The following is a 22,816-nucleotide window of genomic DNA, read 5'->3' as shown; positions in this document are numbered from 1 at the left end:
AACAAAAAAAGCGATGTTCCCATAACACTGGAACATCGCTTTTTTTTGTATCTCGCATCAACCTATTCTTCTTCTCCCAAACTACTATAATCGTGGTACAAGAAGTTATTGTATGGAAAACGAGCCGAATGGATATCACGTATCACATTATATACCTGCTCTCTAAATTCCTCAATATTATCTTTCTCTTTAGCTGAAATAAACAAGCATGGTGTATCACCTTTGGCAATCCACATCTTCTTTAACTCATCAAGACTATAATTTTCTCTCAACTTAGGAGTTAAATCATCTTCATCTTTTTTCACATAACTAAAGGCATCAATCTTATTGAACACCAAAAAACGAGGCTTCTCTTTCTTATCAATTTCAGCCATGGTTTCATTTACCACATTGATATGATCTTCGAAATTAGGATGTGAAATATCGACAACATGTAAAATAATATCCGCCTCACGTACCTCATCCAATGTCGACTTGAAAGATTCAACCAAATGGTGAGGCAGTTTACGAATAAACCCAACTGTATCCGCTAATAAAAAAGGAACATTTTGAATCACAACCTTTCTAACTGTCGTGTCAAGAGTTGCAAAAAGCTTATTTTCGGCAAACACATCAGACTTACTCAAAACATTCATCAGTGTTGACTTACCAACATTGGTATACCCAACCAAAGCTACACGAACCATTTTATCACGATTCTTACGCTGAACTGTTTTCTGCTTATCAATTTTCTTAAGATCTTCCTTAAGTTTTGCTATTTTTTCAAGAATGATACGACGGTCAGTCTCAATCTGAGTTTCTCCAGGACCTCTCATACCAATACCACCTCGCTGACGTTCGAGGTGAGTCCACAAACGCGTTAATCGGGGTAATAAATATTGGTACTGTGCTAATTCAACCTGAGTTTTTGCATTAGCTGTTTGAGCACGGCTGGCAAAAATATCGAGAATAAGATTCGTTCTATCCAAAATCTTACATTTCAATTCTCTTTCGATATTTCGCAATTGCGAAGGTGATAACTCATCATCAAAAATCACCAAACTGATCTCGGGATTCGATTCAAGATAAGCAGAAATCTCCTCTAGTTTCCCCGTCCCAACAAAAGTTTTAGGATGTGAATGTTGTAATTTTTGAGTGAAACGCTTCACCGTCTCAGCACCAGCAGTTAAAGCCAAAAAATCTAACTCATCAAGGTATTCATTTACTATTTCTTCAGTCATCCCCTGAGATTGATCAATAACACCAATCAAAATTGCTTTCTCTGACTCTATTTTATTATTAAGGAAATCTCCCATGTAATTTCAAATATATGATTTAAGAATTTAGTCCAATCTAAAATGAACTAAACACGCTCTTTTTAAAAGATATCGACAAAAGTAAGCAATATTCATTTATAAACTAAGTCCGACTTAAAACAAAAAAAAGAGGCTCTGAAAAATCAGAGCCTCATATATTGAATACAAAATGTATCAGCTTATTGTAACTGGAAATTGATAGGTACAGTATAAGATACTTTTACCGCTTTACCACGTTGCTTACCTGGCTTCCACTTTGGCATGTTCTTGATAACACGAACAGCTTCCTTGTCAAGCGACGGGTCAACCCCTCTCATGATCTTAACATTCTCGATAGCACCAAGTTTGTTAACAACAAAACCCACGTAAACACGTCCGGTAATACCGTTTTCTTGTGCAATCACAGGATATTTAATTGATCTGGCAATCCATTTCTGTAATTCAAGATCCCCTCCTGGAAATTCAGGCATATCTTCTACGATTACAAAAACCTGCTGCTCATCTTCTTCCTCAGTTTCCTCAACAACTTGAATTTCAACTTCTTCATCCATATCGGCCTCAGAGTCTTCAATTTCTAGTTCATCATCAATCTCTTCATCGTTGTCTACAATGTTCAAAACATCAGCAACTTTAGGAGCTGGTGGTGGTGGTGGTGGTGGCTTAACAGGCTCTTGACGAGTAATAGGAATAATTTCCTCTTCAGCCTGGATTTCTTGCTCTGCTTCTAACACATTGGCTTCGCTTGTATCAACTCGCCACTCAAAGGCTAGAAACACAATAGCAAGAGTAAGAGCCAGACCAATCTCAAGAAAAAGACCTCTCTTATTCTCCAGATCTGCTTTTTGTGACTTCTTAACTTCCATAGTTTTCTTTTAATTTTCTAGTAAATTCAGCGTTTAAAAGTAGGTATTTCAATTCTATAATCAAAATTCTATTTCGGATATGCTTAATATTTCAGGGGATAAAGATAGAAAAATTCACGTCAAACAATTTTTTTACAATCCGAAATAGACATGTTAGAAAGCTTATAAATACCTACCCCTATTTTTATGTCACAGATCCGAGGCATTTGGACACATAAAAATAGCTGTAAATAAATACTATAAGTAAATATTCTACAGCAATCCTTATATCGATTCTAAATTAAAACGTTTCCATAAAAAAATGAGTAGAAAATCAACAAAGCCCGAACTCATCCTACCTATACACACTATTCTTCTACTGTAATCAATCGTTTACCCTAGTAAACAATTATGGGTCCTCGCTAATTTTCTACTCATTACCTTTTACGTTGAGAATCTAAAAAGGTTATACTCATTTTGATTTTTTTGAGAAATTACTCTGTGATTAATTAAATTCATATATATTTGTCATCGCATTGGGGGATTAGCTCAGTTGGCTAGAGCGTTTGACTGGCAGTCAAAAGGTCAGCGGTTCGATTCCGCTATTCTCCACAAAAAAAGAGTTGCAAAAAATTGCAACTCTTTTTTTATAATCACCTACAATTGAAAGAAAACATCATTCTTTGTTTCTGCTTTTACCACAATACAATTACTGTAACTGAAAATTAATTGGAACAGAAAAGGATACATTAACCGGTTTCCCTCTTTGTTTGCCTGGAATCCACTTGGGCATTTTATTAATCACACGAATTGCTTCTTTATCAAGTGATGGATCAACACCTCGTGTAACCTTTACATTTTCGATACCACCTTGCTTATTGACTACAAAATTAAGGTATACACGTCCGGTTATCCCATTTTCTTGTGCAATTACAGGATACTTAATATTGTTTGAAATCCAACTAAACAAAGCGGCATCACCCCCAGGAAACTCAGGCATATTTTCTGCAATGACAAATATTTTTTCTTCATCATCGTCTTCAATATCCTCTTTAACCTGAATATCAACTTCCTCATCCATATCTGTTCCTGAGTCTACAATTTCCAGAACTTCATCTATTTCCTCATCGTTATCAACGATATCAATAACATCTGCAATTCTTGGTGCCGGAGGTGGTGGCGGTGGCGGCTTAATGGGTTCTGTTGTTGTAACCGGAATGATTTCATCGTCTACCTGAAGTTCCTGAACAGTGTCCAGCACATTAGCTTCACTTGTTTCAACACGCCATTCAAAAGCTAAAAATACCATTGCCAGAGTAAGAACTAAACCAATTTGAAGAAAAAGACTTCTTTTATTCTCCAGATCTGCCTTTTGAGATTTCTTTACTTCCATAGTTTTGTTTTTAAGTTTCTATAAATATCTGGCATTAAGTTAAATTTTAATATTTAAAATCAAGTTTCTATTAAATATAAAATTATATAAAAAATGTTAAACCAATATTTTCATATAACCAAACTAAAAATCAAGACCTATTAACAGTATTAAAAAACAACACCAACACTATCTACACAAATCAACCTGATTCAAAATAATATAGACCAATTACAACTTGTCGATTAAAATAAAATATCGTACATTTCATTAGCATACTATTTCTATTAAAAAACAATCGTTTATGTTCAAATTCAACATAAATTTCAATCCATCCCTTTTAAGACATATCCTTGGTGTAATTTTCACCTTGCTAATAACGGCTTGTGTAAACCAATCCGGGCCCACATTAACGCAAGACGAAACCAATTGGTTGAAACAAAACGAAGGGAAAATTGAAGTTTTATTTGGTTATCAGGATCCCCCTAGCGCTTTTCTCAATGTTGATGGCGATTATGTGGGGTTATTGGTTGATTATCAAAAAGAGATAGAAAACTATTTAGGACAAAAATTTATCTTTCATCGGTTTGCTACCTGGGAGAAACTCATTACTTACTCTAAAACCGCGAACAACTTTATTATAATTGGCTGTGCCAGAACAAATAAAAGAGAGAAATACCTTTTATTTACCAATTCTATCATCAAAATTCCTTATGTCATAATCAGTCAACAAAACAGATTAATAACATCCATGAGTTCACTTGCGGATAAGAATGTTTGTACCGTATCTGATTATGCCATCAATGATTATTTAGAACAATATTATCCCCATATCTCTCCCATCAATTATAGTCGTGATCTTGATTGCATACGTGCTGTATCAACGGGTATCTGCGACGCTATGATTGCCAATCAGATGTCTGCGACCTACATTATAAACTCCGAAGCAATCAGTAACCTCAAGATCTCGGGCGAAAGTGGTTATTTAAACAGACTTGCTATTGCAGTCTCAAATAATGATCCTATTTTATTTAAAATTATAGATAAAGCCGTTGACAACATCCCCACAAACACACACAATGAACTCTATAAAAAGTGGGTTAATCCGGAATTATACTTTCTTTCAAAAAAAACATGGGTTCCTATTCTGACTATTTTATTAATTTTTGCAGCAGCTTTTATCATTCTTTGGTTATGGCTTATTAGTCTGAAAAAACAAGTTGCAAGACAAACTCAAATTATCAAAAAGAATGAAGAAAACTTACGTATTACAATTAACTCCATTGGCGATGGCTTAATCGTAACCGACATTAATGGAAAAATAACAAGAATGAATCCTATTGCTGAAAAATTAACCGGATGGCAATTCAAGGATGTACAACAAAAGAACCTTTCAGATATCTTCAGAATTATCAATTCAAAAACCAGAGAACCTATCGAAAATCCGGCAAAAAAAATCATCAAAACCGGACAAATTATCGGATTGGCTAATCACACCCTGCTTATTTCAAAAAATGGAGAAGAATACCAAATAGCAGATTCAGTAGCTCCTATCACCGACCAACAAGGTAAGATATCCGGCGTTGTTCTTGTATTCAGAGATATTACCGACACTTATCGAATGCAGAAAACTCTGGAAGAAAATGAAAAACGATATCGATCTTTAATTGAAAATTCTAACGATGGTATCTTTCTTTTCTACAACAAAAAGTTTGAATTCGTTAATAAACAATTCGAACAAATAATGGGCTATTCAGCAGAAGAAATAAACAACATCAATTTCGATATAATGATCTCTCCCGAGAGTCTGGATATGATATATAATCGCTTGAAAGAAAAAAATAAAGATAAATTATCCTCTAAATTTGAATTTACCGGAATTACAAAATCAGGACGAAAATTACCATTAGAAGTTTCAGTAAATTACATCCCCTACAAAAAGGGCGTTGCAAGTCAAGGTATCATTAGAGACATTACCCAGCGTAAGAGATACGAAGCTGAATTAATCAAAGCTAAAGAAAATGCTGAAGAAAGTGACCGATTAAAATCCGTTTTCCTGGCAACCATGTCTCACGAATTGAGAACACCTCTTAATGCAGTTATTGGTTTTTCAGAATTGATTCAAGCAGATGTCCCCTTGGATGATATTCTTCATTTTAGTAAAATAATCAGTATGAGTGGAAAGCACCTGCTTGGTGTTATTGAAGATATTTTTGATATATCACTTATTGAAACCGGAGATATTTACATTGTAAATGAACCCCTCAATATCTCAACATTATTGAATGAAATCTTCGAAAGAATCAAAACTGAAAAGGTCTTACAAGACAAAGAACATCTTGAAATTATTTTGGATAATTCAATAAATGAACAGGATAGCATCCTGTATGCTGATCAAAAGCGAATCAAACAAATTTTAATAAATCTCTTGAAAAACGCGATTAAATTCACTCAAAAGGGTAGCATAAGCTTTGGCTGTAAATTATCTGTAAAAAAACAAAATAAATTCATCCAGTTTTTTGTAAAGGATACCGGAATTGGAATACCACAACACATGCAAAATCTGATATTTGAGGTATTTCGTCAAGCAGATGAAACTCATACCAGAATATATGGTGGAACAGGACTTGGTTTAACTATCTGCAAAAAATTAACCCATATGATGGGAGGCGATATCTGGGTTAAATCAGAAGAAGGTCGGGGAGCGAATTTTCATTTCACAGTCCCATTCAAAAATACAGCAGAAGCTAGCCCTGAACATTCAAACATTCATCCAGAATTAAACTTCAATAATGTTACGGTTCTTATTGCTGAAGATGACAAAACGAGCTTTTCATTTCTAAAAGCGCTGCTGAGTTCCAAAGGGATGAAATGTGTTTGGGTGAAGAATGGTCGTGAAGCTGTTAAATATTGCACTGAGAATAATCCTATCGATTTACTCCTGATGGACATTAATATGCCCGAGATGAATGGTTATATTGCAACCAGTCAAATCAAAACGATTCGCCCTAAACTGCCTATTATTGCACAAACAGCGTATGCAATTGAAGGCGATAAGGAAAACATATTAGCTGCCGGTTGCGACTATTATATTTCAAAACCAATAAATCAAAATGAACTGTTCGAGAAAATTCGTTTGTGTTTAGAAAAAAATCAAATAATGGCCAATCATAACAATTAACTCTCCTGATTTACAAGCACAAACACAATTCATACTTATCTTATTTTTTCAACAGGAAGCTGATTCGAAACAAATTCTATTTTTTTTTATTAGTTTTGGAGCCGTATGTTACAATAAAATAGCTTAAAATAAGATTTAGCTATTTTATAGATTTCATACAGAGAGTAAATACTCTCAACCACTACTCTTCAACCAAAATCCCGAATTCAGATTCTTAACTGCCAGCCTGCGGATTAAAAATGAATGCCGTTTAAAGTCTTGAGATTAAAAAATTGTTTCTATCAGAGAATTATTTAATCCTCACAATCAGAGCAAATCAAAATCTAATAAAACATAAACAAACATGGGAATAAAAAATCGTCTTATAGTGATGAACTTCCTTCAATTCTTTATCTGGGGAGCCTGGTTAATCACGATCGGAAATTATTGGTTTCAAACAAAAGGATGGTCCGGAACTGAATTTGGAGCTATTTTCTCAACTTTAGGCATCTCATCACTATTTATGCCAACGTTGACGGGAATTATTGCTGACCGCTGGATGAACGCCGAAAAATTGTATGGTATTCTACACCTGCTCGGGGGTATCACATTGGCATTCTTACCACAAGTTGACAGTCCAACACTTTTCTTTACAGTAATATTTATAGCCATGATTTGCTATATGCCAACCATAGCTCTAACCAATTCCATTTCGTACACCATACTTAAGAACAATAATTACGATGTGATTAAAGTTTTTCCTCCCATTCGTGTTTGGGGAACAATTGGTTTTATTATTGCCATGTGGGTAACCAATCTGACAGGTTTTAAAGCTTCTGCCAATCAATTTTATATAGCGGCTTTTGCCTCTTTCCTTTTGGCAATTTACGCTTTCACAATGCCTGCTTGCAAACCTCAAAACAAAGGTCAGGAAAAGAAATCATTAACAGAGACGCTGGGTTTAAATGCCTTTAAGCTTTTTAAATCTTATAAAATGGCTTTGTTTTTTGTTTTCTCGATGTTTTTGGGTGCAGCTCTTCAATTAACAAATATGTATGGGGATGCCTTTCTATCAGCTTTTGAACAGGTGCCCGAGTATACCGACTCATTCGTTGTGCGCTACTCAACCATAATTATGTCTATTTCACAAATATCTGAAACGCTGTTTATTCTGGCTATTCCTTTCTTTTTAAAACGATTTGGAATCAAAAAAGTGATGCTAATAAGTATGCTTGCCTGGGTATTACGTTTTGCTTTGTTTGCCTTTGGTGATCCTGCTGGCGGACTTTGGATGATTATTCTTTCCTGTATCGTTTATGGTATGGCATTTGATTTCTTTAATATATCAGGTTCTTTATTTGTTGAAACACAATGCGATTCAAGTATGCGATCAAGTGCTCAGGGGTTATTCATGATGATGACAAATGGTTTTGGAGCCATTCTGGGCTCATGGGCAAGCGGCATTATTATAGATACATTTTTCACCAACAATGCGGGCCAATTCCATTGGCAAGGCATCTGGAATACTTTTGCAATCTATTCTTTAGTTATTGCTATTTTCTTTGCATTTCTGTTTAAACACAAACACAATCCGGAAGTCATAGGACAAATCAGTCACTAAAATCAACTTATAAATCTAAGAGTTTACCACTCTACCAACTAACTAAAAAAAACCTGAAAGATTGAACTTGACCCGTTCAGATTCTTTCAGGTTTGTTTTTTCAGATCTTAAAATAAATATCCTAGCGTCTGTTCAATTCATCTCTTAATTGCGATGCCTTTTCGTAATCTTCATTGCGAACTGCATCTTCAAGCATTTCTTCCAACTGAGCTTTTGAGTATCCTTCAAAAGGATTCGATTTACGATATTCATGAGGTGGCTTAACATCTTTAACAGGGGCAATCTTTGAATCATCTGACTCGCCTTCTATACTAAGTGTAATACCAGCTTTTTCAATAATTTCCTCGCTCGTATAAATGGGACATTTAAATCGAAGAGCAATAGCCACGGCATCTGAGGTTCTGGAATCGATTCTCACTCTGTTATTACCACTCACACATATCAATTCAGAATAAAAAATACCTTCATGCAGACGGTAAATATTCACTTCAACAATATTGATTGAAAATGCAACAGCAAAGCTCTTAAATAAATCATGCGTTAAAGGACGAGGTGGTTCTAATTCCTCCAACTGAATGGCTATAGCCTGAGCTTCAACGCCACCTATAATAATTGGTATTCTCCTATCACCATTTTCTTCTGCAAGGACCAAGGCATAAGCCCCAGTCTGCGTTTGGCTGTACGATAATCCAAGAATATTTAATTTAACTTTCCCCATATGTCATTACTAATTTCAAAATATATTCTACAATAGTCAAATATATATTTGAAAATTAAACTCAGGATTCGACTCATCCAACTTAATACAAATACCTTAATGTATTTATAAAACAATTATATTAACAAATATATAAATTGTTTGATAAGTTTGGCAGTTCTGATTAAAACGCTGTTACCTGGTGAATTATCGATTTATAAATTATCTCAATTCCGGAAAAGCGTCTTAAAATAAGCCCTGCTTTATTTATCTACATGCAGCAATTTACTAAATTAAAACTTAAACTCAGCCTAGTATGCTTTTTGTATCAAAAATAACATCCCAAAATATTCAAAAAATTAAGCTTTGAGTGCAAACTTTTAATAAGTGATAAATAACTGAGGGATTTTCTATTAGATCGAATTACAATTCAGGTGTTTTTTTTTCTTAAAACTTTGTTTATCAATTATTGTTTTCTATTTTTGCAGTCCGAAAACATTTCCCTTGGGGGTTCAAAAAGAGGCTTGTTTTAAATGTATTAAAACACCCACCTTCAGGAATAAACCGAAAATTGTAGAATAATGTACGCAATTGTAGAAATCGCTGGTCAGCAATTCAAAGTTGAAAAAGACCAAAAGATTTTTGTTCACAGACTTCAAACTGAAGAAGGTGGACAAGTAGAATTCGCCAAAGTTCTTTTGTTAGACAAAGATGGTGAAGTAGTAGTTGGAGCTCCAACTATTGAAGGTGCTAAAGTAAGCGCTAAAGTAATCTCTCATATGAGAGCTGATAAGGTAAGAGTATTCAAAAAGAAAAGAAGAAAAGGATACAGAAAACTGAACGGTCACCGTCAGAACCTATCTCATATTCAGATTGAAGAAATCTTTGCTTAATACTTAAAAATATCTAAAAATGGCACATAAAAAAGGAGCCGGTAGTTCACGAAACGGTAGAGAATCCGAAAGTAAGCGATTAGGCGTAAAAATTTATGGCGGACAAGTTGCCAAAGCAGGTAGCATTTTAGTACGTCAAAGAGGAACAACTCACAATCCAGGTGAGCACGTAGGTTGTGGTAAAGATCACACTTTATTTGCATTAGTTGCTGGAACAGTGGTATTCAAAAAGAAAAGAAACAACAAATCATACGTTTCTATTGAGCCTCTTGCTGAATAAATTATTTAGCATTTAAAATATTTAAATCTCCTCTCTTTATTTCATGTAAAGACAGGAGATTTTTTTTATTTTTACCATTTGTTAGTAAAGCGTCCATAAGTACTCATCCCGAGTTCTGTATGTCACACGAATAATCATCTTCAATTGATATCATATGCTAAGTCTAAAATACTTACAAGAGAATAAGGAAGAAGCCATCAAGGCTTTAAGCATAAAGAATTTCGATGCCGCTCAAATTATTGATCAGGTTATTGAACTCGATGAAAAAAGAAAATCAACTCAAGCGAAGTTGGACAGTACTCAAGCTGAAATGAATAGTCTTTCAAAAGAGATTGGTCTGCTATTTAAATCAGGTAAAGTAGAAGAGGCCAATTCGGCAAAAGCTAAAACAGGTGAACTTAAAGAATCCATTTCAGAATTAAATACCGAAATGAATTCAGCTATTTCTGACTTGAATGATTTACTTCTTAAAATTCCTAACATTCCTCACCCATCGGTTCCGGCTGGTAAAGGCGAAGAGGAAAATGTGATTGAAAGAACAGAAGGTGACATGCCAAACCTATACGAAGGGGCTATCCCTCACTGGGAATTGGCAAAAAAGTATAACATCATCGATTTTGAACTGGGAAATAAAATTACAGGAGCCGGCTTTCCTCTTTACAGAGGTAAAGGCGCCATTTTCCAAAGAGCTCTTATTAACTTTTTCCTTGACGAGAATCGCAAAGCGGGTTACGAAGAAGTTATCCCTCCATTGATGGTGAATGAGGCTTCAGGATATGGCACAGGACAACTTCCTGATAAGGATGGACAAATGTATCATGCAACGGAAGATAATTTGTATCTGATTCCGACTGCTGAAGTTCCCGTGACTAATATTTACCGCGATGTGATTTTGAAAGCTGAAGATTTCCCAATTAAAAATACAGCTTACTCAGCTTGTTTCCGTCGTGAGGCGGGTTCATATGGTAAAGATGTTCGTGGACTAAATCGACTTCACCAATTTGATAAGGTTGAGATTGTTCAATTACAGCATCCTGATAAATCATACGAAGCCCTTGAAGAAATGGTGGCTCACGTTGAAAACATCATCAAAAAACTGGAATTACCATACCGCCTACTTCGTTTGTGTGGAGGCGATACCAGTTTCACATCTGCATTAACATTCGATTTTGAGGTATACTCTGCTGCCCAGGATAAATGGCTTGAAGTAAGTTCTGTATCAAACTTTGAATCCTATCAGGCCAATCGCCTGAAACTGCGTTTCAAAGAAAAAAACGAGAAAAAAACTCAATTGGCTCACACGTTGAATGGTAGTGCATTGGCTTTACCAAGAATTGTTGCTGCCTTGTTGGAGAATAACCAATGTGCCGAAGGGATTAGAATTCCTAAAGCTTTGATACCTTACACAGGTTTCGATATGATTGACTAAATCACAATTCAAACAATTGAATTTGACATAGCTATTCAAAACCCGAGGGATTTCTCTCGGGTTTTTATATTTTTGAATAAGTATTGATTAATATATCTCACTTTTAAATTAATCGTTTGAAAAAGCTTTTCTTTATTTTCATCGTTCTAGGCATGCTGATTCCTTCTTTAGGATTAGCACAGGAAACGAACAGCCAATTGGCCTATCGATATTTCCGCGATAAAGAATACGAAGCGGCTTCTGAAATTTTTAATGACCTCTATCAAACCACTAAATCGAAATCATATTTTTCTTACTATATAAGCTGTTTACTTAAACTTGAAGCATATTCTAAAGCAGAAAAAGCAGCCAAAAAGGAAATTCGAACATACCCTGACGATAGAGTTTATCAAGTTGAGTTGGGATATATTTACAAGACATCTGGTGCACTTGAAAAAGCCAACAAACAGTTCAATAAAACCATTGACAATATCATTCCTAACAAAAGGGAATTTATTACGGTTGCAAATGCTTTAAGAGGCAAAGGAGAACACGAACTTGCAATCAAAACATACCAAAAAGGGCGACTAGTTTTAAAACAGAAAAATTTGTTTCATTTTGAAATTGCAAATATTCTACTATATCAACGCAATTTTAAACTCATGATTGACGAATACATGATGGCCTTATCCATACATCCTGAGAAACTTCAGCAAATCCAAAGTCAATTACAGTCAGCACTCTCACAAGATATTAATTCTGACTTAGACCTTCTGCTAAAATCTAAACTGATCAATCAGGTTCAGAATACGAATAACAATCTTGTTTACAAAGAACTTTTACTGTGGTATTACATTCAAAAAAAAGAATTTATACCTGCATTTGCTCTTGCTCAATCTATTGATCTCATCCAAAATAATGGTGGCGAAAAACTGATGTTCCTTGCCAAGGCTGCTAGTAATAATGGAGATTATCTGACCGCACAAAACGCTTATAAACAAATCATCGAAATTGGGAAAGAATCAAAATATTACAATGCAGGACTCGTTGGAGAATTAGAGAGTATCCATTTAAAACTTGAAAACGAATCTGATCCTAAAACTGATGACTGGCACGCTCTATCGAATAAATATGAAAATTACTTCAAAGATCTGCCAAATATCAATCAATCCGTTTTTAGCCTGATTCGATTTGCAAACCTGAGTGCATTTAAACTAAAGGAAATTGAAAAAGCTCTAAAAATGCTGGAAACGGCATTAAAAAACCGAAATATTCAACAAAATGACAAGGCCGAAATAAAACTTGAATTGGCTGATATCAACTTACTTGCCAATAAAAAATGGGATGCAATACTTCTTTATTCACAAATTGAACAAACCAACAAAAACAACCCTATTGGCTACGAGGCCAAACTTAGAAAAGCCAAAGTGTCCTATTATTTAGGAGAGTTCGATTGGGCAAAGGCACAACTGGATGTTTTAAAAGGAAGCACCTCAAAACTTATTGCCAATGATGCATTAGATTTATCTCAACTCATCAGTGATAATACCAGTCTCGATTCAACTTATTCAGCAATGAAGTATTTTGCTGAAGCTGATTTCCTGATTTTCCAATCAGAAACAGATTCAGCTAAAATTAAATTTCAGAATTTCTTCAAGACTTTTCCGGGACACAGCTTAAGTGACGAAGTACATTATAAATTATATGAAATATACAATTCGCAACAATCCTACAATGAGGCAATTGATGAACTTGAAAATATAATTAAAAATCATCCCTACGAGAATCTTGCAGCAAAAGCACTCTATAAGCAAGCAGAACTCTTTAACTTACAGAACAGAATAAAAGAGTGTGGCGATAATTATAAAAAAATAATTGTAGATTACCCCGAAAGTATCTATTCAGTTGAGGCTCGTGAACGATACACCAGCATAAGAGAGTCGAATTCAAAATAAACCATCAACTTATTTCAGATTATATAAAATCAAATTATAATGATTATTTACAACACCAGCTATATACTACATAGCACGATTGAAAACGAATTTTGCAAATGGATGAAGGATAAATTCATTCCATTGATTAAAGAAACAGGAACTTTTTCTCAGGATTATTTTTGTAAAGTGATGGTGCAACAAGAAGATGGTAGCCAAACATATTCGTTGCAACTTTTTTTCAAGAATAAAGTCCAACTCGATAAGTATCGTAACGATTTTGAACCCAGATGCAAATCAATATTTGTGGCAAAATATCAAACAAACATCATGACTTTTTCATCAACCATGTTTGAACATGGTGAAAGTCATTAGTCTATCGTAAGAAAAAGCGCATATCTAAATTCAAAACTTAAATTTTGAAGAAGCAAACACAAGCCTATATTTTCGCTCTTTCGGCAATTTTATCCTGGTCTACCGTTGCCACAGCTTTTAAAATTGCCCTTATGGGGATGAATTACATTCATCTTTTGGCTATTTCATCGACTGTTGCGATGATCTTTTTTGCCTTACTCCTCTCAGTAAAAGGAGAAATTAAAATGATTTTGAGAACGCCCAAGTCAGATATCTTTCGATCGGCACTTTTGGGCTTTCTCAACCCATTTTTATACTACCTGATATTACTAAAAGCTTATTCACTTCTGTCAGCTCAATTAGCACTTAGTTTAAACTATATCTGGCCAATCACACTAGTGTTATTATCCATCCCCCTGCTGAAACAAAAAATCAGATTTAAAAGTATAGCTTGTATTATTCTCAGTTTTATCGGAGTCATCATTATTGCAAATAAAGGGTCGATTACAACTATTGCAACACCTAATTTATTGGGCGTCTTTTTGGCATTAGGCAGTTCAATCATTTGGGCTTTATTTTGGATTTTCAACACAAAAGATAATCGGCAAGATCTTCAAAAGCTTTTCCTAAATTTTACTTTTGGTGCAATTTACAGCCTTACCACTCTATTAATTTTAAGTGAGTTAAACTTACCCGAATTTAAAAGTTTGGGAGCTGCCATTTATATCGGTTTGATTGAGTGTGGCATAGCCTATATTTTTTGGTTAAGAGCGATGAAGCTAACAACAAGCACCGATAAAATTGGAAATTTGGTTTTCCTAAGTCCTTTTATTTCCCTTTTCCTGATTCACCTTTTTATCGGAGAAACTATATATCTTAGCACTTGGATAGGTCTTTCAATTATTGTTACGGGCATCCTTCTTCAAAAAATCACCACTAAAAATCAAAAAATTTGAGCAACGACAGAATCATTATGGGAATTGACCCTGGCACAAACTGCATGGGATACGCTTTACTCAAAGTTGTTGGGAAGAAACCTGTAATCTTAATTTCAGGTGTTTTAGATTTGAAGAAGCTTGGGGATCCCTATTTGAAACTTCAACGGATTTTCAAGCGGACACTTCAGGTGATTGACGAATATCAACCTGACGAATTAGCCATTGAATCACAATTTTTTGGTAAGAATGTTCAATCAATGCTAAAACTTGGACGTGCTCAAGGTGTTTGTATTGCAGCTGCATTGCAGCGTGATATCCCCATTTCGGAATATGCCCCAAGAAAAATAAAACTGGCAGTCACTGGCACAGGAACAGCATCAAAAGAACAAATGGCCACCATTATGGAACGCTATTTTAATATACCTAACTTTCCAACCCGTTCAGACGAAACGGACGCTATTGCGATTGCTCTCTGTCATTTCTTTCAATCGAATCCTCTTTTAGGCGCTAAAAAAACAAGTTCCTGGACAGATTTTATTAAGCAAAATCCCGAAAGAGTTAAGTGAATCTGACGCAAAAAAATAGCCGCAAATCTGCGGCTACATATCTTAAATCAAATCGATTTTACTATTTAAAATTGGCTCGGATTTTATCAGCAACCTCAGCAAGCTCTTCGTGCGAAGGGCTTAATTTGGGGTTTGAGAAATTCAGATCACCTATTGCATTCAAGGGAACTAAATGCACATGAGTATGTGGAACTTCGAGACCAATCACTGCAACACCGATTCGTTTACATGCAACTGATTTCTCAACAGCTTTCGCCACACGCTTGGCAAATACATTCAATCCTGCTAAAACCTCATCCTCCAAATCGAATATATAATTCACCTCAGCTTTTGGAATCACAAGGGTGTGTCCCATAGCCAATGGATTAATATCCAAGAATGCGAAGTACTGATCATCCTCTGCAATCTTATGGCAAGGAATTTCGCCATTTACGATCTTTGTAAAAATTGTTGACATAGCTCTTAATTTTAGATTAATCAGAAATAAAATCCCAATTACATGGAGATATCAATAATTTCGAATGGTATCACGCCATTGGGTACAGTAATCTCAACCACATCACCAACAACTTTACCAATCAAGCCTTTAGCAATTGGAGTATTAATTGATAATTTGCCATTCTTAAAATCGGCCTCAGTTTCTGAAACCAAGGTATAAGTCATAACAGCACCATTCTTTTGATTCTTAATGGTCACTTTGTTCAGCATTTGAACCTTTGAAGTATCAATTTTACTCTCGTCAATAATACGACTATTGATCACAATTTCTTTCAACTGAGCAATTTTGGCTTCCAAAAGACCTTGTGCCTCTTTTGCAGCATCGTACTCTGCATTCTCCGACAAGTCACCCTTATCGATAGCTTCACCAATTTGTCGTGAAATACTTGGGCGCTCTACAGTCTCTAAGTGTTCTAACTCAGCTTTTAACTTTTTGAACCCTTCTTCTGTTATGTATGAATATTTAGACATAAATCCTCCTATTTTTCTATCGTTTTAATTGATTTTTCTACTATACCAATTTAGCTATTTATTACTTACCTGATATAAAAACAAAAAGAATCCCACCACTGCGGAACTCTTTCAGGTGCGAATATATACATTTAAACTAAATGCACCTATAATATAATGAATTGGCACTGATATAAAAGTACTAAAAAACTTTATTAGATATACTTTCGATCTAAAATTTCCTTATAAATTATAGCCTGCCTCCAATCAAACTCCTCTCCTTCATCATCATCTTCTTCCTGAATCATCTCCTCCACCACAACTGCCTTAGGTGTATCATACTCAACAGATTCAATATGAGCTTTATAATTAGGTGATGGTTCATCCTCTTTTTCTGCAATTTCTTCAAATATTTCCGGATAAGGATATTCTTGCTGCGGGGCAAAAGCTTCACCACCAAGCAGGCTCTCAAAAATACTATCTATCCCTGAAGATATTTCGCCTTCTGCTCTTTCTGAACTCTTACTCTCTGAATGAACAATAGGTTTGTTCTTCTTTTTAAGCGCACCCACTATCACAAACAAGGCCATCAAAATGAGATAGAGTATATTTCCCCAATTATCGTCCATACTTGAATTATTAATTCTTAAATTTAAGCCCATTCCAAAAGACCAATATTTATGAAATCAAGGCAATCAAATTTACATTATTTTTTTCTATTCCTACTGATATTAGTAGTTTTTTCTTCATGCAGCAAGGGCACTGACGTAAATGAAATTGTACCTTATACCCGAATTAGTTTTAGTACATTTAGGTTTTATCATCAAGAATTAGAAGATATCGGAACAGGAGTCTATTTTGGTCCTGACCAAGCTTTTAATTCTTCAGTCGGATATCGGAATCATGGAATTTATATCGTCAATACAGGAGACGGTTTTATAGCCATGGATGCAACCTGTACCCACGATGTTGAAATAGATGATCACATTAATCTAAAAGCAGATAATAAACTCTTTGGAGTATGCCCCGAGTGTAAAAGTGAATTTATTTTCTTAAGTGGTGGCTCTGTTCACAAAGGTCCGGCTAACTATGATTTGATAAAATACAAAGTGACATACAATCCGGAAACCAAAGAAATCCGAGTTTCTAATTAGGCTTTAAAACAAACCACAAATAAATTTATAAACCCTGCATTTCGTAAACTGAAGTCCTCAACATCAAAACTTGATTATAAAGCCGGAATAAAAATCTTTACACAGATCTGAATCAAAAAAAAATCAGTTAGCTAAAAAACTAATCTTCACATACTAAAGATATAAAAATCAAGATACAATCCAAATCGACAAAATTTTCTAATTGGCATAATTTTTACAAAAACATCTTGTAGACTATAGTAATATTGCATATTTTAAGTCGCTACTCAAAAAAAAATCTAACTGAAAAACCTATGAAAAAAGCAATTTTACTACCTGTATTGGGCCTTCTGCTGGCACCAATCAACAGCTTTGCCAGCGAGGCCGATCTGGTCGTACCAAGTTTAAAGCAATCTGTCTTCAACGGACTTGGAGGGATTAATGGATGGGATCTACTTCTTTACGGTATTGTTGTTATCGTCTTGGGTCTTTTATTTGGACTGGTTCAATTCAATAGAATCAAGAAAATGCCTGTTCACCACTCCATGGCAAAAGTTTCAAACATTATCTACGAAACCTGTAAAACCTATTTATTACAACAAGGTAAATTCCTGATTATCTTATTTGCCATTATTGGCGTTGCCATTAGCTACTATTTTATTGCTTTGGCTCACATGTCAATTCCCAAAACTCTACTTATTTTACTTTGGACCGTACTCGGTATTCTAGGGTCATATGGAGTAGCCTGGTTTGGTATTCGCATAAACACCTATGCAAACAGCAGAACCTCATTTGCAGCACTTAGAAAATTACCCTTCAATGTTATGTCCATTCCTTTACAAGCAGGAATGAGTGTTGGTTTGCTTCTGATCTGTGTGGAACTAATCATGATGATTGCCATCCTGCTTTTTATTCCCGGAGAAAGTGCAGGAGCTTGTTTTATTGGTTTTGCAATTGGTGAATCCTTAGGCGCATCAGCTTTGAGAATTGCAGGTGGTATCTTTACCAAAATTGCTGATATCGGAGCTGATTTAATGAAAATTGTTTTCAAAATCGATGAAGATGATCCACGTAACCCAGGTGTTATTGCTGACTGTACAGGTGATAATGCAGGTGATAGTGTTGGTCCTACAGCTGATGGCTTTGAAACTTACGGTGTAACCGGTGTTGCTCTAATCACGTTTATCATCCTTATGTTTGGCGAAACGGGTATACTGCCTAATGTCGAATTTGCATCCACCCTAATCGTTTGGATTTTTGCCATGCGCGTTTTGATGATTTTTACATCTGTATTCTCATACCTAATCAACCAAGCCATTGCAAAAATACGGTATGCAAAAGAGGAACATTTTGATTTTGAAGCTCCATTAACTTCATTAGTATGGATTACTTCTATCACTTCAATCATCGTAACTTATGCTTTAAGCTATGTTTTAATCAATGATTTACCCGAAGGTTTATGGTGGAAACTTTCCAGTATCATTTCGTGTGGAACACTAGCGGCTGCCGTTATTCCTGAGTTCACTAAAGCTTTTACCAGCTCAAAATCACGACACGTGCAAGAAGTTGTGACTGCTTCTCGTCAGGGAGGTGCCTCGTTGACTATACTATCAGGCATGGTCGCTGGTAATTTCAGTGCATTTTGGAAAGGAATGGTTATGATGGCTCTGATGGCGATGGCATTTTATATCGTTCAGGATTTAAGCCTGTTTGGTGAATATCCTGGTATTTTTGCCTTTGGTTTAGTTGCTTTCGGATTTCTTGGAATGGGCCCCGTTACCATTGCTGTTGACAGTTACGGTCCGGTTACAGATAATGCACAATCTGTTTTCGAATTGTCTCAAATCGAAAAGATTCCTAATATCAACAATGAAATCAATCAAGAATTTGGTTTTGAACCCAATTTTGAAACAGGAAAACACAATCTTGAAGAAAACGACTCAGCCGGGAATACCTTTAAAGCAACGGCTAAACCTGTATTAATCGGAACTGCTGTTATTGGTGCAACCACCATGATATTTGCAATCATCCTTTTACTTAAAAAGACCATCCTCACAAATGGAGAATCTTTATTACAAATTGAACTTACAGATCCTGCAGTTATTCTAGGTTTAATAACCGGTGGTGCTGTCATCTACTGGTTCTCGGGTGCATCTATTCAGGCTGTTACAACCGGTGCTTATCGCGCCGTAGAATATATTAAAAAGAATATCGATTTGGATAAATCGGAAGCTGCTATCGAAGATTCTAAAAATGTAGTGAAGATTTGCACACAATATGCCCAAACAGGAATGTGGAATATTTTCGCTGTCATCCTGAGTTTGACTTTGGCTTTTGCATTCTTTAGTCCCAACTTCTTTGTTTCGTATCTGATTTCGATTGCAATTTTCGGTTTGTTCCAAGCCATGTATATGGCCAATGCCGGTGGTGCCTGGGACAATGCGAAAAAAGTTGTAGAAGTTGATTTAAAAGAAAAAAACACGCCGCTTCACGATGCAACAATCATTGGTGATACTGTTGGTGATCCTTATAAAGATACCTCTTCGGTAGCTCTAAACCCGGTCATTAAATTCTCAACCCTTTTTGGTTTATTAGCTGCTGAAATTGCAATTGAACTTATTGTGAATGCAGACAAAACCGGAGGAACGAACTTTGCACCCTATATTGGCGTTGTTTTCTTGGCTATTGGTTTATTCTTTGTATACCGTTCATTCTATGGTATGAGAATTAAAACGGAATCAAAGACTGTAATTACTAAAAAAAAACCTGAATCTAAAAAACTCGAAACCAGTGAAGTCATCTAATTAATAGATCATTCTCTGAATTTAATATTCAAAACGAAAGCCGCTGGATTAAATCATCCAGCGGCTTTTATATTATCAACTTGAAACGGTTTCTATTTAAATAAGTCCAAAACAGTTTCTTTATCTTTCTCTAGTTGTTCTTTTAAAGCATCAATCCCTTTAAACATTTGCTCATCTCTAATCCGCTTATAAAAATAGATGCTGATATTCTTGTAATAAATGTTCTCATCAAAATCAAAGATATTCACTTCAATTGATCGGTTATCCATTTGATGATTGACTGTAGGACGGAAACCAATATTCAACATCCCGGTATACATCACCTCATCAACCTCTACCTTTACAGCATAAACACCATCTTTGGGAACCAACTTATAGCTCTCTTGCGGATCGATATTAGCCGTTGGAAAACCGATTTCATGACCAATTTTTTTTCCGCCGACCACAATTCCTTTTATAAAGTAACGATGTCCCAAATACTTATTGGTCGTTTCAATATCCCCCTGACTTAAAGCTTGTCTGATTTTTGTCGAACTAATATCTATAGCATCCACATTCAGAACTTCCAATTGTTCAATATTAAAATTCAGCTTATCAGCATACATTTTAAGATCTTCATATGTGCCTTTTCGTTTATGTCCAAATTTATGGTCGTACCCAACAACAAGAGACCTCATCCCTATTTTCCCAACCAAAATTTTCTCTACAAAATCAGTATATGAAAGCTTAGAAAATTCTTTCGTAAATGGATAAATAACCAAATGATCAATTCCTGTAGCCTCCAATAAAATCTTTTTCTCTTCAAGTGTATTTATCAATCGCAACTCAGCCTGATGCGTATCCAAAACCAAACGAGGATGTGGATAAAATGTGAAAATAACAGTTTCCCCATTAACCGCTTTGGCTAATTCCTGAAGACGTTTGATCACCTTCTTATGACCAAGATGAACCCCATCGAAAGTTCCAATGGTGACAACCGGATTTTTAGCTGAGAAATTATTTAAGTCAGTATGAACCTTCATCAGTTAATTACAAATTTATGCCCCATATAATATTTGGAAGCAAATTTAGACTGCATCAGTCAAGGAATTTTGAATAACAAAAGTAGAAAAATTTATAGAAGTAAGCGTACTCAATCCCAAATAGAGAAAACAAGCTATCATGAATACAAATAAATGCCAATCTAAAATTGAGATTGTACAACTCTTCATGTAACAAGAATCTCAGGTGCAAACCATTGCACAATAAAACTTTAATCAGGATGCAATTAATATTTGGGATTCCTTCCTTACTTACTATCTTTGCCAAGTTTTTATTACAATCAAAACCATTTTATGATCTCATCAGGAAATTCAGATGTGGACTACCATAGTCCCACAAAAAAAATTGTATTAGGGGTACAATTCTTATTCGTTGCTTTTGGCGCAACAGTTCTCGTTCCCCTACTTGTCGGTATCGATCCGGCAGTCGCACTATTCACAGCAGGAGTCGGCACCCTTATCTTTCATTTGATAACAAAGGGTATGGTTCCTGTTTTTTTAGGCAGTAGTTTTGCCTTTATTGCTCCAATCGTAGCTGCAACCGAGCTCTACGGACTTCCAGGAACTTTATCAGGACTTATAGCTGTTGGTGTTGTTTATGGGGTTGTTTCAGGAATTATCAAAGTCTGGGGACTTCGCGTCATCGAAAAAATATTCCCGGCTGTTGTTGTTGGGCCAGTTATCATGATTATTGGTTTATCACTTGCTCCTGTCGCTGTGAATATGGCTAAGACTAACTGGTTAATCGCATCTGTTGTCTTACTTACTGCAATTACAATTGTCGTTTATGCAAAAGGAATTATAAAATTGATTCCTATTTTCTGTGGAATTATTGTGGGCTACATACTTTCTGTTGCATTGGGTGCCGTAGATTTCACTCCAATTGCCGAGGCAGATTGGATTGCCTTACCTGAATTTGTAAGACCTGAGTTTAGCTGGGGAGCTATTCTATACATGTTACCCGTAGCCGTTGCTCCGGTAATTGAACACGTTGGTGATATGTACGCCATTGGTGGCGTTGCCAATAAGGAATTTGTAAAAAATCCGGGACTTCACCGTACAATTTTAGGTGATGGTATCGCAACTGCTTTCGCCGGTTTCTTTGGGGGACCGCCAAATACAACTTATTCAGAAGTCACAGGAGCGATTGCTCTTACTAAGATAACGAACCCCGTTATTTTGAGAATTTCAGCAATTACAGCAATCTGTTTTTCAGTGATTGGAAAAGTTAGTGCCTTTTTAAAAACAATTCCTCAGGCTGTACTAGGTGGAATCATGTTACTTCTTTTTGGTATGATTGCCAGTATTGGTATCAAAACACTTATAGAAGCTAAGGCAGACTTTGGCAAAACCAGAAATCAAGTTATAATATCTATTGTTTTAACAGTTGGTATTGGTGGCGCTCAAATTTCATATGGTACTTTCTCATTAGCTGGTATCGGGTTAGCCTCTGTTGTAGGTGTAATTCTCAACCTAATCTTACCTGATAAATCAAAAGCAATTAAAGGAAGTCATGTCGAGTAATCTTTGA

General features: G+C 35.5%; 20 protein-coding genes and 1 tRNA gene. 13 read left to right on the top strand and 8 right to left on the bottom strand.

Annotated features, from left to right (window positions below; genetic code table 11):
• Positions 1-62: 62 nt before the first annotated feature.
• Complete coding sequence (hflX, locus tag EO244_RS02470) at positions 63-1,295, bottom strand: GTPase HflX (protein WP_129252613.1); 1,233 nt, start codon at positions 1,293-1,295, stop codon at positions 63-65.
• 179 nt (positions 1,296-1,474) lie between these two features.
• On the bottom strand, positions 1,475-2,158 hold the full coding sequence (locus tag EO244_RS02465) for an energy transducer TonB (protein WP_129252611.1): 684 nt from the start codon (positions 2,156-2,158) through the stop codon (positions 1,475-1,477).
• 517 nt (positions 2,159-2,675) lie between these two features.
• On the opposite strand from EO244_RS02465, the gene EO244_RS02460 reads away from it, so the two are divergent.
• Positions 2,676-2,749, top strand: a tRNA-Ala gene (locus tag EO244_RS02460).
• 97 nt (positions 2,750-2,846) lie between these two features.
• Here the strand turns inward: EO244_RS02460 and EO244_RS02455 are convergent.
• Positions 2,847-3,530: an energy transducer TonB gene (locus EO244_RS02455; RefSeq protein WP_129252609.1), complete on the bottom strand. Its 684-nt coding sequence runs from the start codon at positions 3,528-3,530 to the stop codon at positions 2,847-2,849.
• Positions 3,531-3,813: 283 nt separating this feature from the next.
• On the opposite strand from EO244_RS02455, the gene EO244_RS02450 reads away from it, so the two are divergent.
• Entirely contained in the window at positions 3,814-6,690 is a 2,877-nt protein-coding gene (locus EO244_RS02450) for a PAS domain S-box protein (RefSeq protein WP_129252607.1), read from the top strand.
• 343 nt (positions 6,691-7,033) lie between these two features.
• Positions 7,034-8,290: a nucleoside permease gene (locus tag EO244_RS02445; protein WP_129252605.1), complete on the top strand. Its 1,257-nt coding sequence runs from the start codon at positions 7,034-7,036 to the stop codon at positions 8,288-8,290.
• 121 nt (positions 8,291-8,411) lie between these two features.
• Here the strand turns inward: EO244_RS02445 and EO244_RS02440 are convergent, their stop codons facing one another.
• Positions 8,412-9,008: a bifunctional nuclease family protein gene (locus tag EO244_RS02440; RefSeq protein ID WP_129252603.1), complete on the bottom strand. Its 597-nt coding sequence runs from the start codon at positions 9,006-9,008 to the stop codon at positions 8,412-8,414.
• A 560-nt stretch (positions 9,009-9,568) separates the two neighbouring features.
• Between EO244_RS02440 and rplU the strand changes: the two genes are divergently transcribed.
• The 7 genes from rplU to ruvC all read left to right on the top strand — a co-directional run bounded on the left by rplU (position 9,569) and on the right by ruvC (position 15,360).
• Positions 9,569-9,880, top strand: a complete 312-nt coding sequence (gene rplU, locus EO244_RS02435; RefSeq protein WP_129252601.1) for a 50S ribosomal protein L21 — start codon at positions 9,569-9,571, stop codon at positions 9,878-9,880.
• Between the two features lie 19 nt (positions 9,881-9,899).
• Positions 9,900-10,160 carry a 50S ribosomal protein L27 gene (gene rpmA, locus EO244_RS02430; RefSeq protein ID WP_129252600.1) on the top strand — a complete coding sequence of 87 codons (261 nt, stop codon included), beginning with the start codon at positions 9,900-9,902 and terminating at the stop codon, positions 10,158-10,160.
• 154 nt (positions 10,161-10,314) lie between these two features.
• Entirely contained in the window at positions 10,315-11,589 is a 1,275-nt protein-coding gene (gene serS, locus EO244_RS02425) for a serine--tRNA ligase (protein WP_129252598.1), read from the top strand.
• A gap of 116 nt (positions 11,590-11,705) precedes the next feature.
• The gene (locus EO244_RS02420; RefSeq protein ID WP_129252596.1) at positions 11,706-13,523 is read left to right on the top strand and encodes a tetratricopeptide repeat protein; all 1,818 of its coding nucleotides are present in this window, start codon (positions 11,706-11,708) and stop codon (positions 13,521-13,523) included.
• A 39-nt stretch (positions 13,524-13,562) separates the two neighbouring features.
• The gene (locus EO244_RS02415; RefSeq protein ID WP_129252594.1) at positions 13,563-13,877 is read left to right on the top strand and encodes a DUF4286 family protein; all 315 of its coding nucleotides are present in this window, start codon (positions 13,563-13,565) and stop codon (positions 13,875-13,877) included.
• Positions 13,878-13,921: 44 nt separating this feature from the next.
• Positions 13,922-14,812 carry a DMT family transporter gene (locus EO244_RS02410; RefSeq protein WP_129252592.1) on the top strand — a complete coding sequence of 297 codons (891 nt, stop codon included), beginning with the start codon at positions 13,922-13,924 and terminating at the stop codon, positions 14,810-14,812.
• A complete protein-coding gene (gene ruvC, locus EO244_RS02405; protein WP_241687929.1) occupies positions 14,809-15,360 on the top strand; it encodes a crossover junction endodeoxyribonuclease RuvC in 552 nt (183 codons plus the stop codon). Before EO244_RS02410 ends, ruvC begins: the two co-directional genes overlap by 4 nt.
• 61 nt (positions 15,361-15,421) lie before the next feature.
• Here ruvC and EO244_RS02400 read toward each other — a convergent pair whose 3' ends face one another.
• The 3 genes from EO244_RS02400 to EO244_RS02390 all read right to left on the bottom strand — a co-directional run bounded on the left by EO244_RS02400 (position 15,422) and on the right by EO244_RS02390 (position 16,937).
• The gene (locus tag EO244_RS02400; RefSeq protein ID WP_129252590.1) at positions 15,422-15,817 is read right to left on the bottom strand and encodes an HIT family protein; all 396 of its coding nucleotides are present in this window, start codon (positions 15,815-15,817) and stop codon (positions 15,422-15,424) included.
• Between the two features lie 38 nt (positions 15,818-15,855).
• A complete protein-coding gene (gene greA / locus EO244_RS02395) occupies positions 15,856-16,329 on the bottom strand; it encodes a transcription elongation factor GreA (protein WP_129252588.1) in 474 nt (157 codons plus the stop codon).
• A gap of 194 nt (positions 16,330-16,523) precedes the next feature.
• Positions 16,524-16,937: a hypothetical protein gene (locus EO244_RS02390; RefSeq protein ID WP_129252586.1), complete on the bottom strand. Its 414-nt coding sequence runs from the start codon at positions 16,935-16,937 to the stop codon at positions 16,524-16,526.
• A gap of 51 nt (positions 16,938-16,988) precedes the next feature.
• Here EO244_RS02390 and EO244_RS02385 point away from each other — a divergent pair, with 51 nt between their 5' ends.
• Positions 16,989-17,462, top strand: a complete 474-nt coding sequence (locus EO244_RS02385) for a Rieske (2Fe-2S) protein (RefSeq protein WP_129252584.1) — start codon at positions 16,989-16,991, stop codon at positions 17,460-17,462.
• A gap of 293 nt (positions 17,463-17,755) precedes the next feature.
• Positions 17,756-20,245 (top strand): sodium-translocating pyrophosphatase, encoded by a 2,490-nt coding sequence (locus EO244_RS02380; protein ID WP_129252582.1) that lies wholly within the window; start codon positions 17,756-17,758, stop codon positions 20,243-20,245.
• Between the two features lie 92 nt (positions 20,246-20,337).
• Here EO244_RS02380 and EO244_RS02375 read toward each other — a convergent pair whose 3' ends face one another.
• The gene (locus tag EO244_RS02375; RefSeq protein WP_129252580.1) at positions 20,338-21,267 is read right to left on the bottom strand and encodes a bifunctional riboflavin kinase/FAD synthetase; all 930 of its coding nucleotides are present in this window, start codon (positions 21,265-21,267) and stop codon (positions 20,338-20,340) included.
• 312 nt (positions 21,268-21,579) lie between these two features.
• On the opposite strand from EO244_RS02375, the gene EO244_RS02370 reads away from it, so the two are divergent.
• Complete coding sequence (locus EO244_RS02370) at positions 21,580-22,809, top strand: uracil-xanthine permease family protein (protein WP_129252578.1); 1,230 nt, start codon at positions 21,580-21,582, stop codon at positions 22,807-22,809.
• Positions 22,810-22,816 lie beyond the last annotated feature (7 nt).

The organism is Ancylomarina salipaludis (assembly GCF_004122035.1).
Classification (GTDB): domain Bacteria; phylum Bacteroidota; class Bacteroidia; order Bacteroidales; family Marinifilaceae; genus Ancylomarina; species Ancylomarina salipaludis.
The sequence above is the reverse complement of the archived record's forward strand: the minus strand, read 5'-3'. Positions and strand labels throughout refer to the sequence as shown.

Coding starts and splice junctions, on each gene's coding strand:
- rplU (WP_129252601.1), top strand. CDS start 9,569: ATGTACGCAATTGTAGAAATCGCTGGTCAGCAATTCAAAGTTGAAAAA.
- EO244_RS02415 (WP_129252594.1), top strand. CDS start 13,563: ATGATTATTTACAACACCAGCTATATACTACATAGCACGATTGAAAAC.
- EO244_RS02450 (WP_129252607.1), top strand. CDS start 3,814: ATGTTCAAATTCAACATAAATTTCAATCCATCCCTTTTAAGACATATC.
- hflX (WP_129252613.1), bottom strand. CDS start 1,295: ATGGGAGATTTCCTTAATAATAAAATAGAGTCAGAGAAAGCAATTTTG.
- EO244_RS02385 (WP_129252584.1), top strand. CDS start 16,989: ATGAAATCAAGGCAATCAAATTTACATTATTTTTTTCTATTCCTACTG.
- serS (WP_129252598.1), top strand. CDS start 10,315: ATGCTAAGTCTAAAATACTTACAAGAGAATAAGGAAGAAGCCATCAAG.
- EO244_RS02380 (WP_129252582.1), top strand. CDS start 17,756: ATGAAAAAAGCAATTTTACTACCTGTATTGGGCCTTCTGCTGGCACCA.
- EO244_RS02440 (WP_129252603.1), bottom strand. CDS start 9,008: ATGGGGAAAGTTAAATTAAATATTCTTGGATTATCGTACAGCCAAACG.
- EO244_RS02455 (WP_129252609.1), bottom strand. CDS start 3,530: ATGGAAGTAAAGAAATCTCAAAAGGCAGATCTGGAGAATAAAAGAAGT.
- EO244_RS02390 (WP_129252586.1), bottom strand. CDS start 16,937: ATGGACGATAATTGGGGAAATATACTCTATCTCATTTTGATGGCCTTG.
- EO244_RS02400 (WP_129252590.1), bottom strand. CDS start 15,817: ATGTCAACAATTTTTACAAAGATCGTAAATGGCGAAATTCCTTGCCAT.
- EO244_RS02370 (WP_129252578.1), top strand. CDS start 21,580: ATGATCTCATCAGGAAATTCAGATGTGGACTACCATAGTCCCACAAAA.
- EO244_RS02445 (WP_129252605.1), top strand. CDS start 7,034: ATGGGAATAAAAAATCGTCTTATAGTGATGAACTTCCTTCAATTCTTT.
- rpmA (WP_129252600.1), top strand. CDS start 9,900: ATGGCACATAAAAAAGGAGCCGGTAGTTCACGAAACGGTAGAGAATCC.
- EO244_RS02465 (WP_129252611.1), bottom strand. CDS start 2,158: ATGGAAGTTAAGAAGTCACAAAAAGCAGATCTGGAGAATAAGAGAGGT.
- greA (WP_129252588.1), bottom strand. CDS start 16,329: ATGTCTAAATATTCATACATAACAGAAGAAGGGTTCAAAAAGTTAAAA.
- EO244_RS02375 (WP_129252580.1), bottom strand. CDS start 21,267: ATGAAGGTTCATACTGACTTAAATAATTTCTCAGCTAAAAATCCGGTT.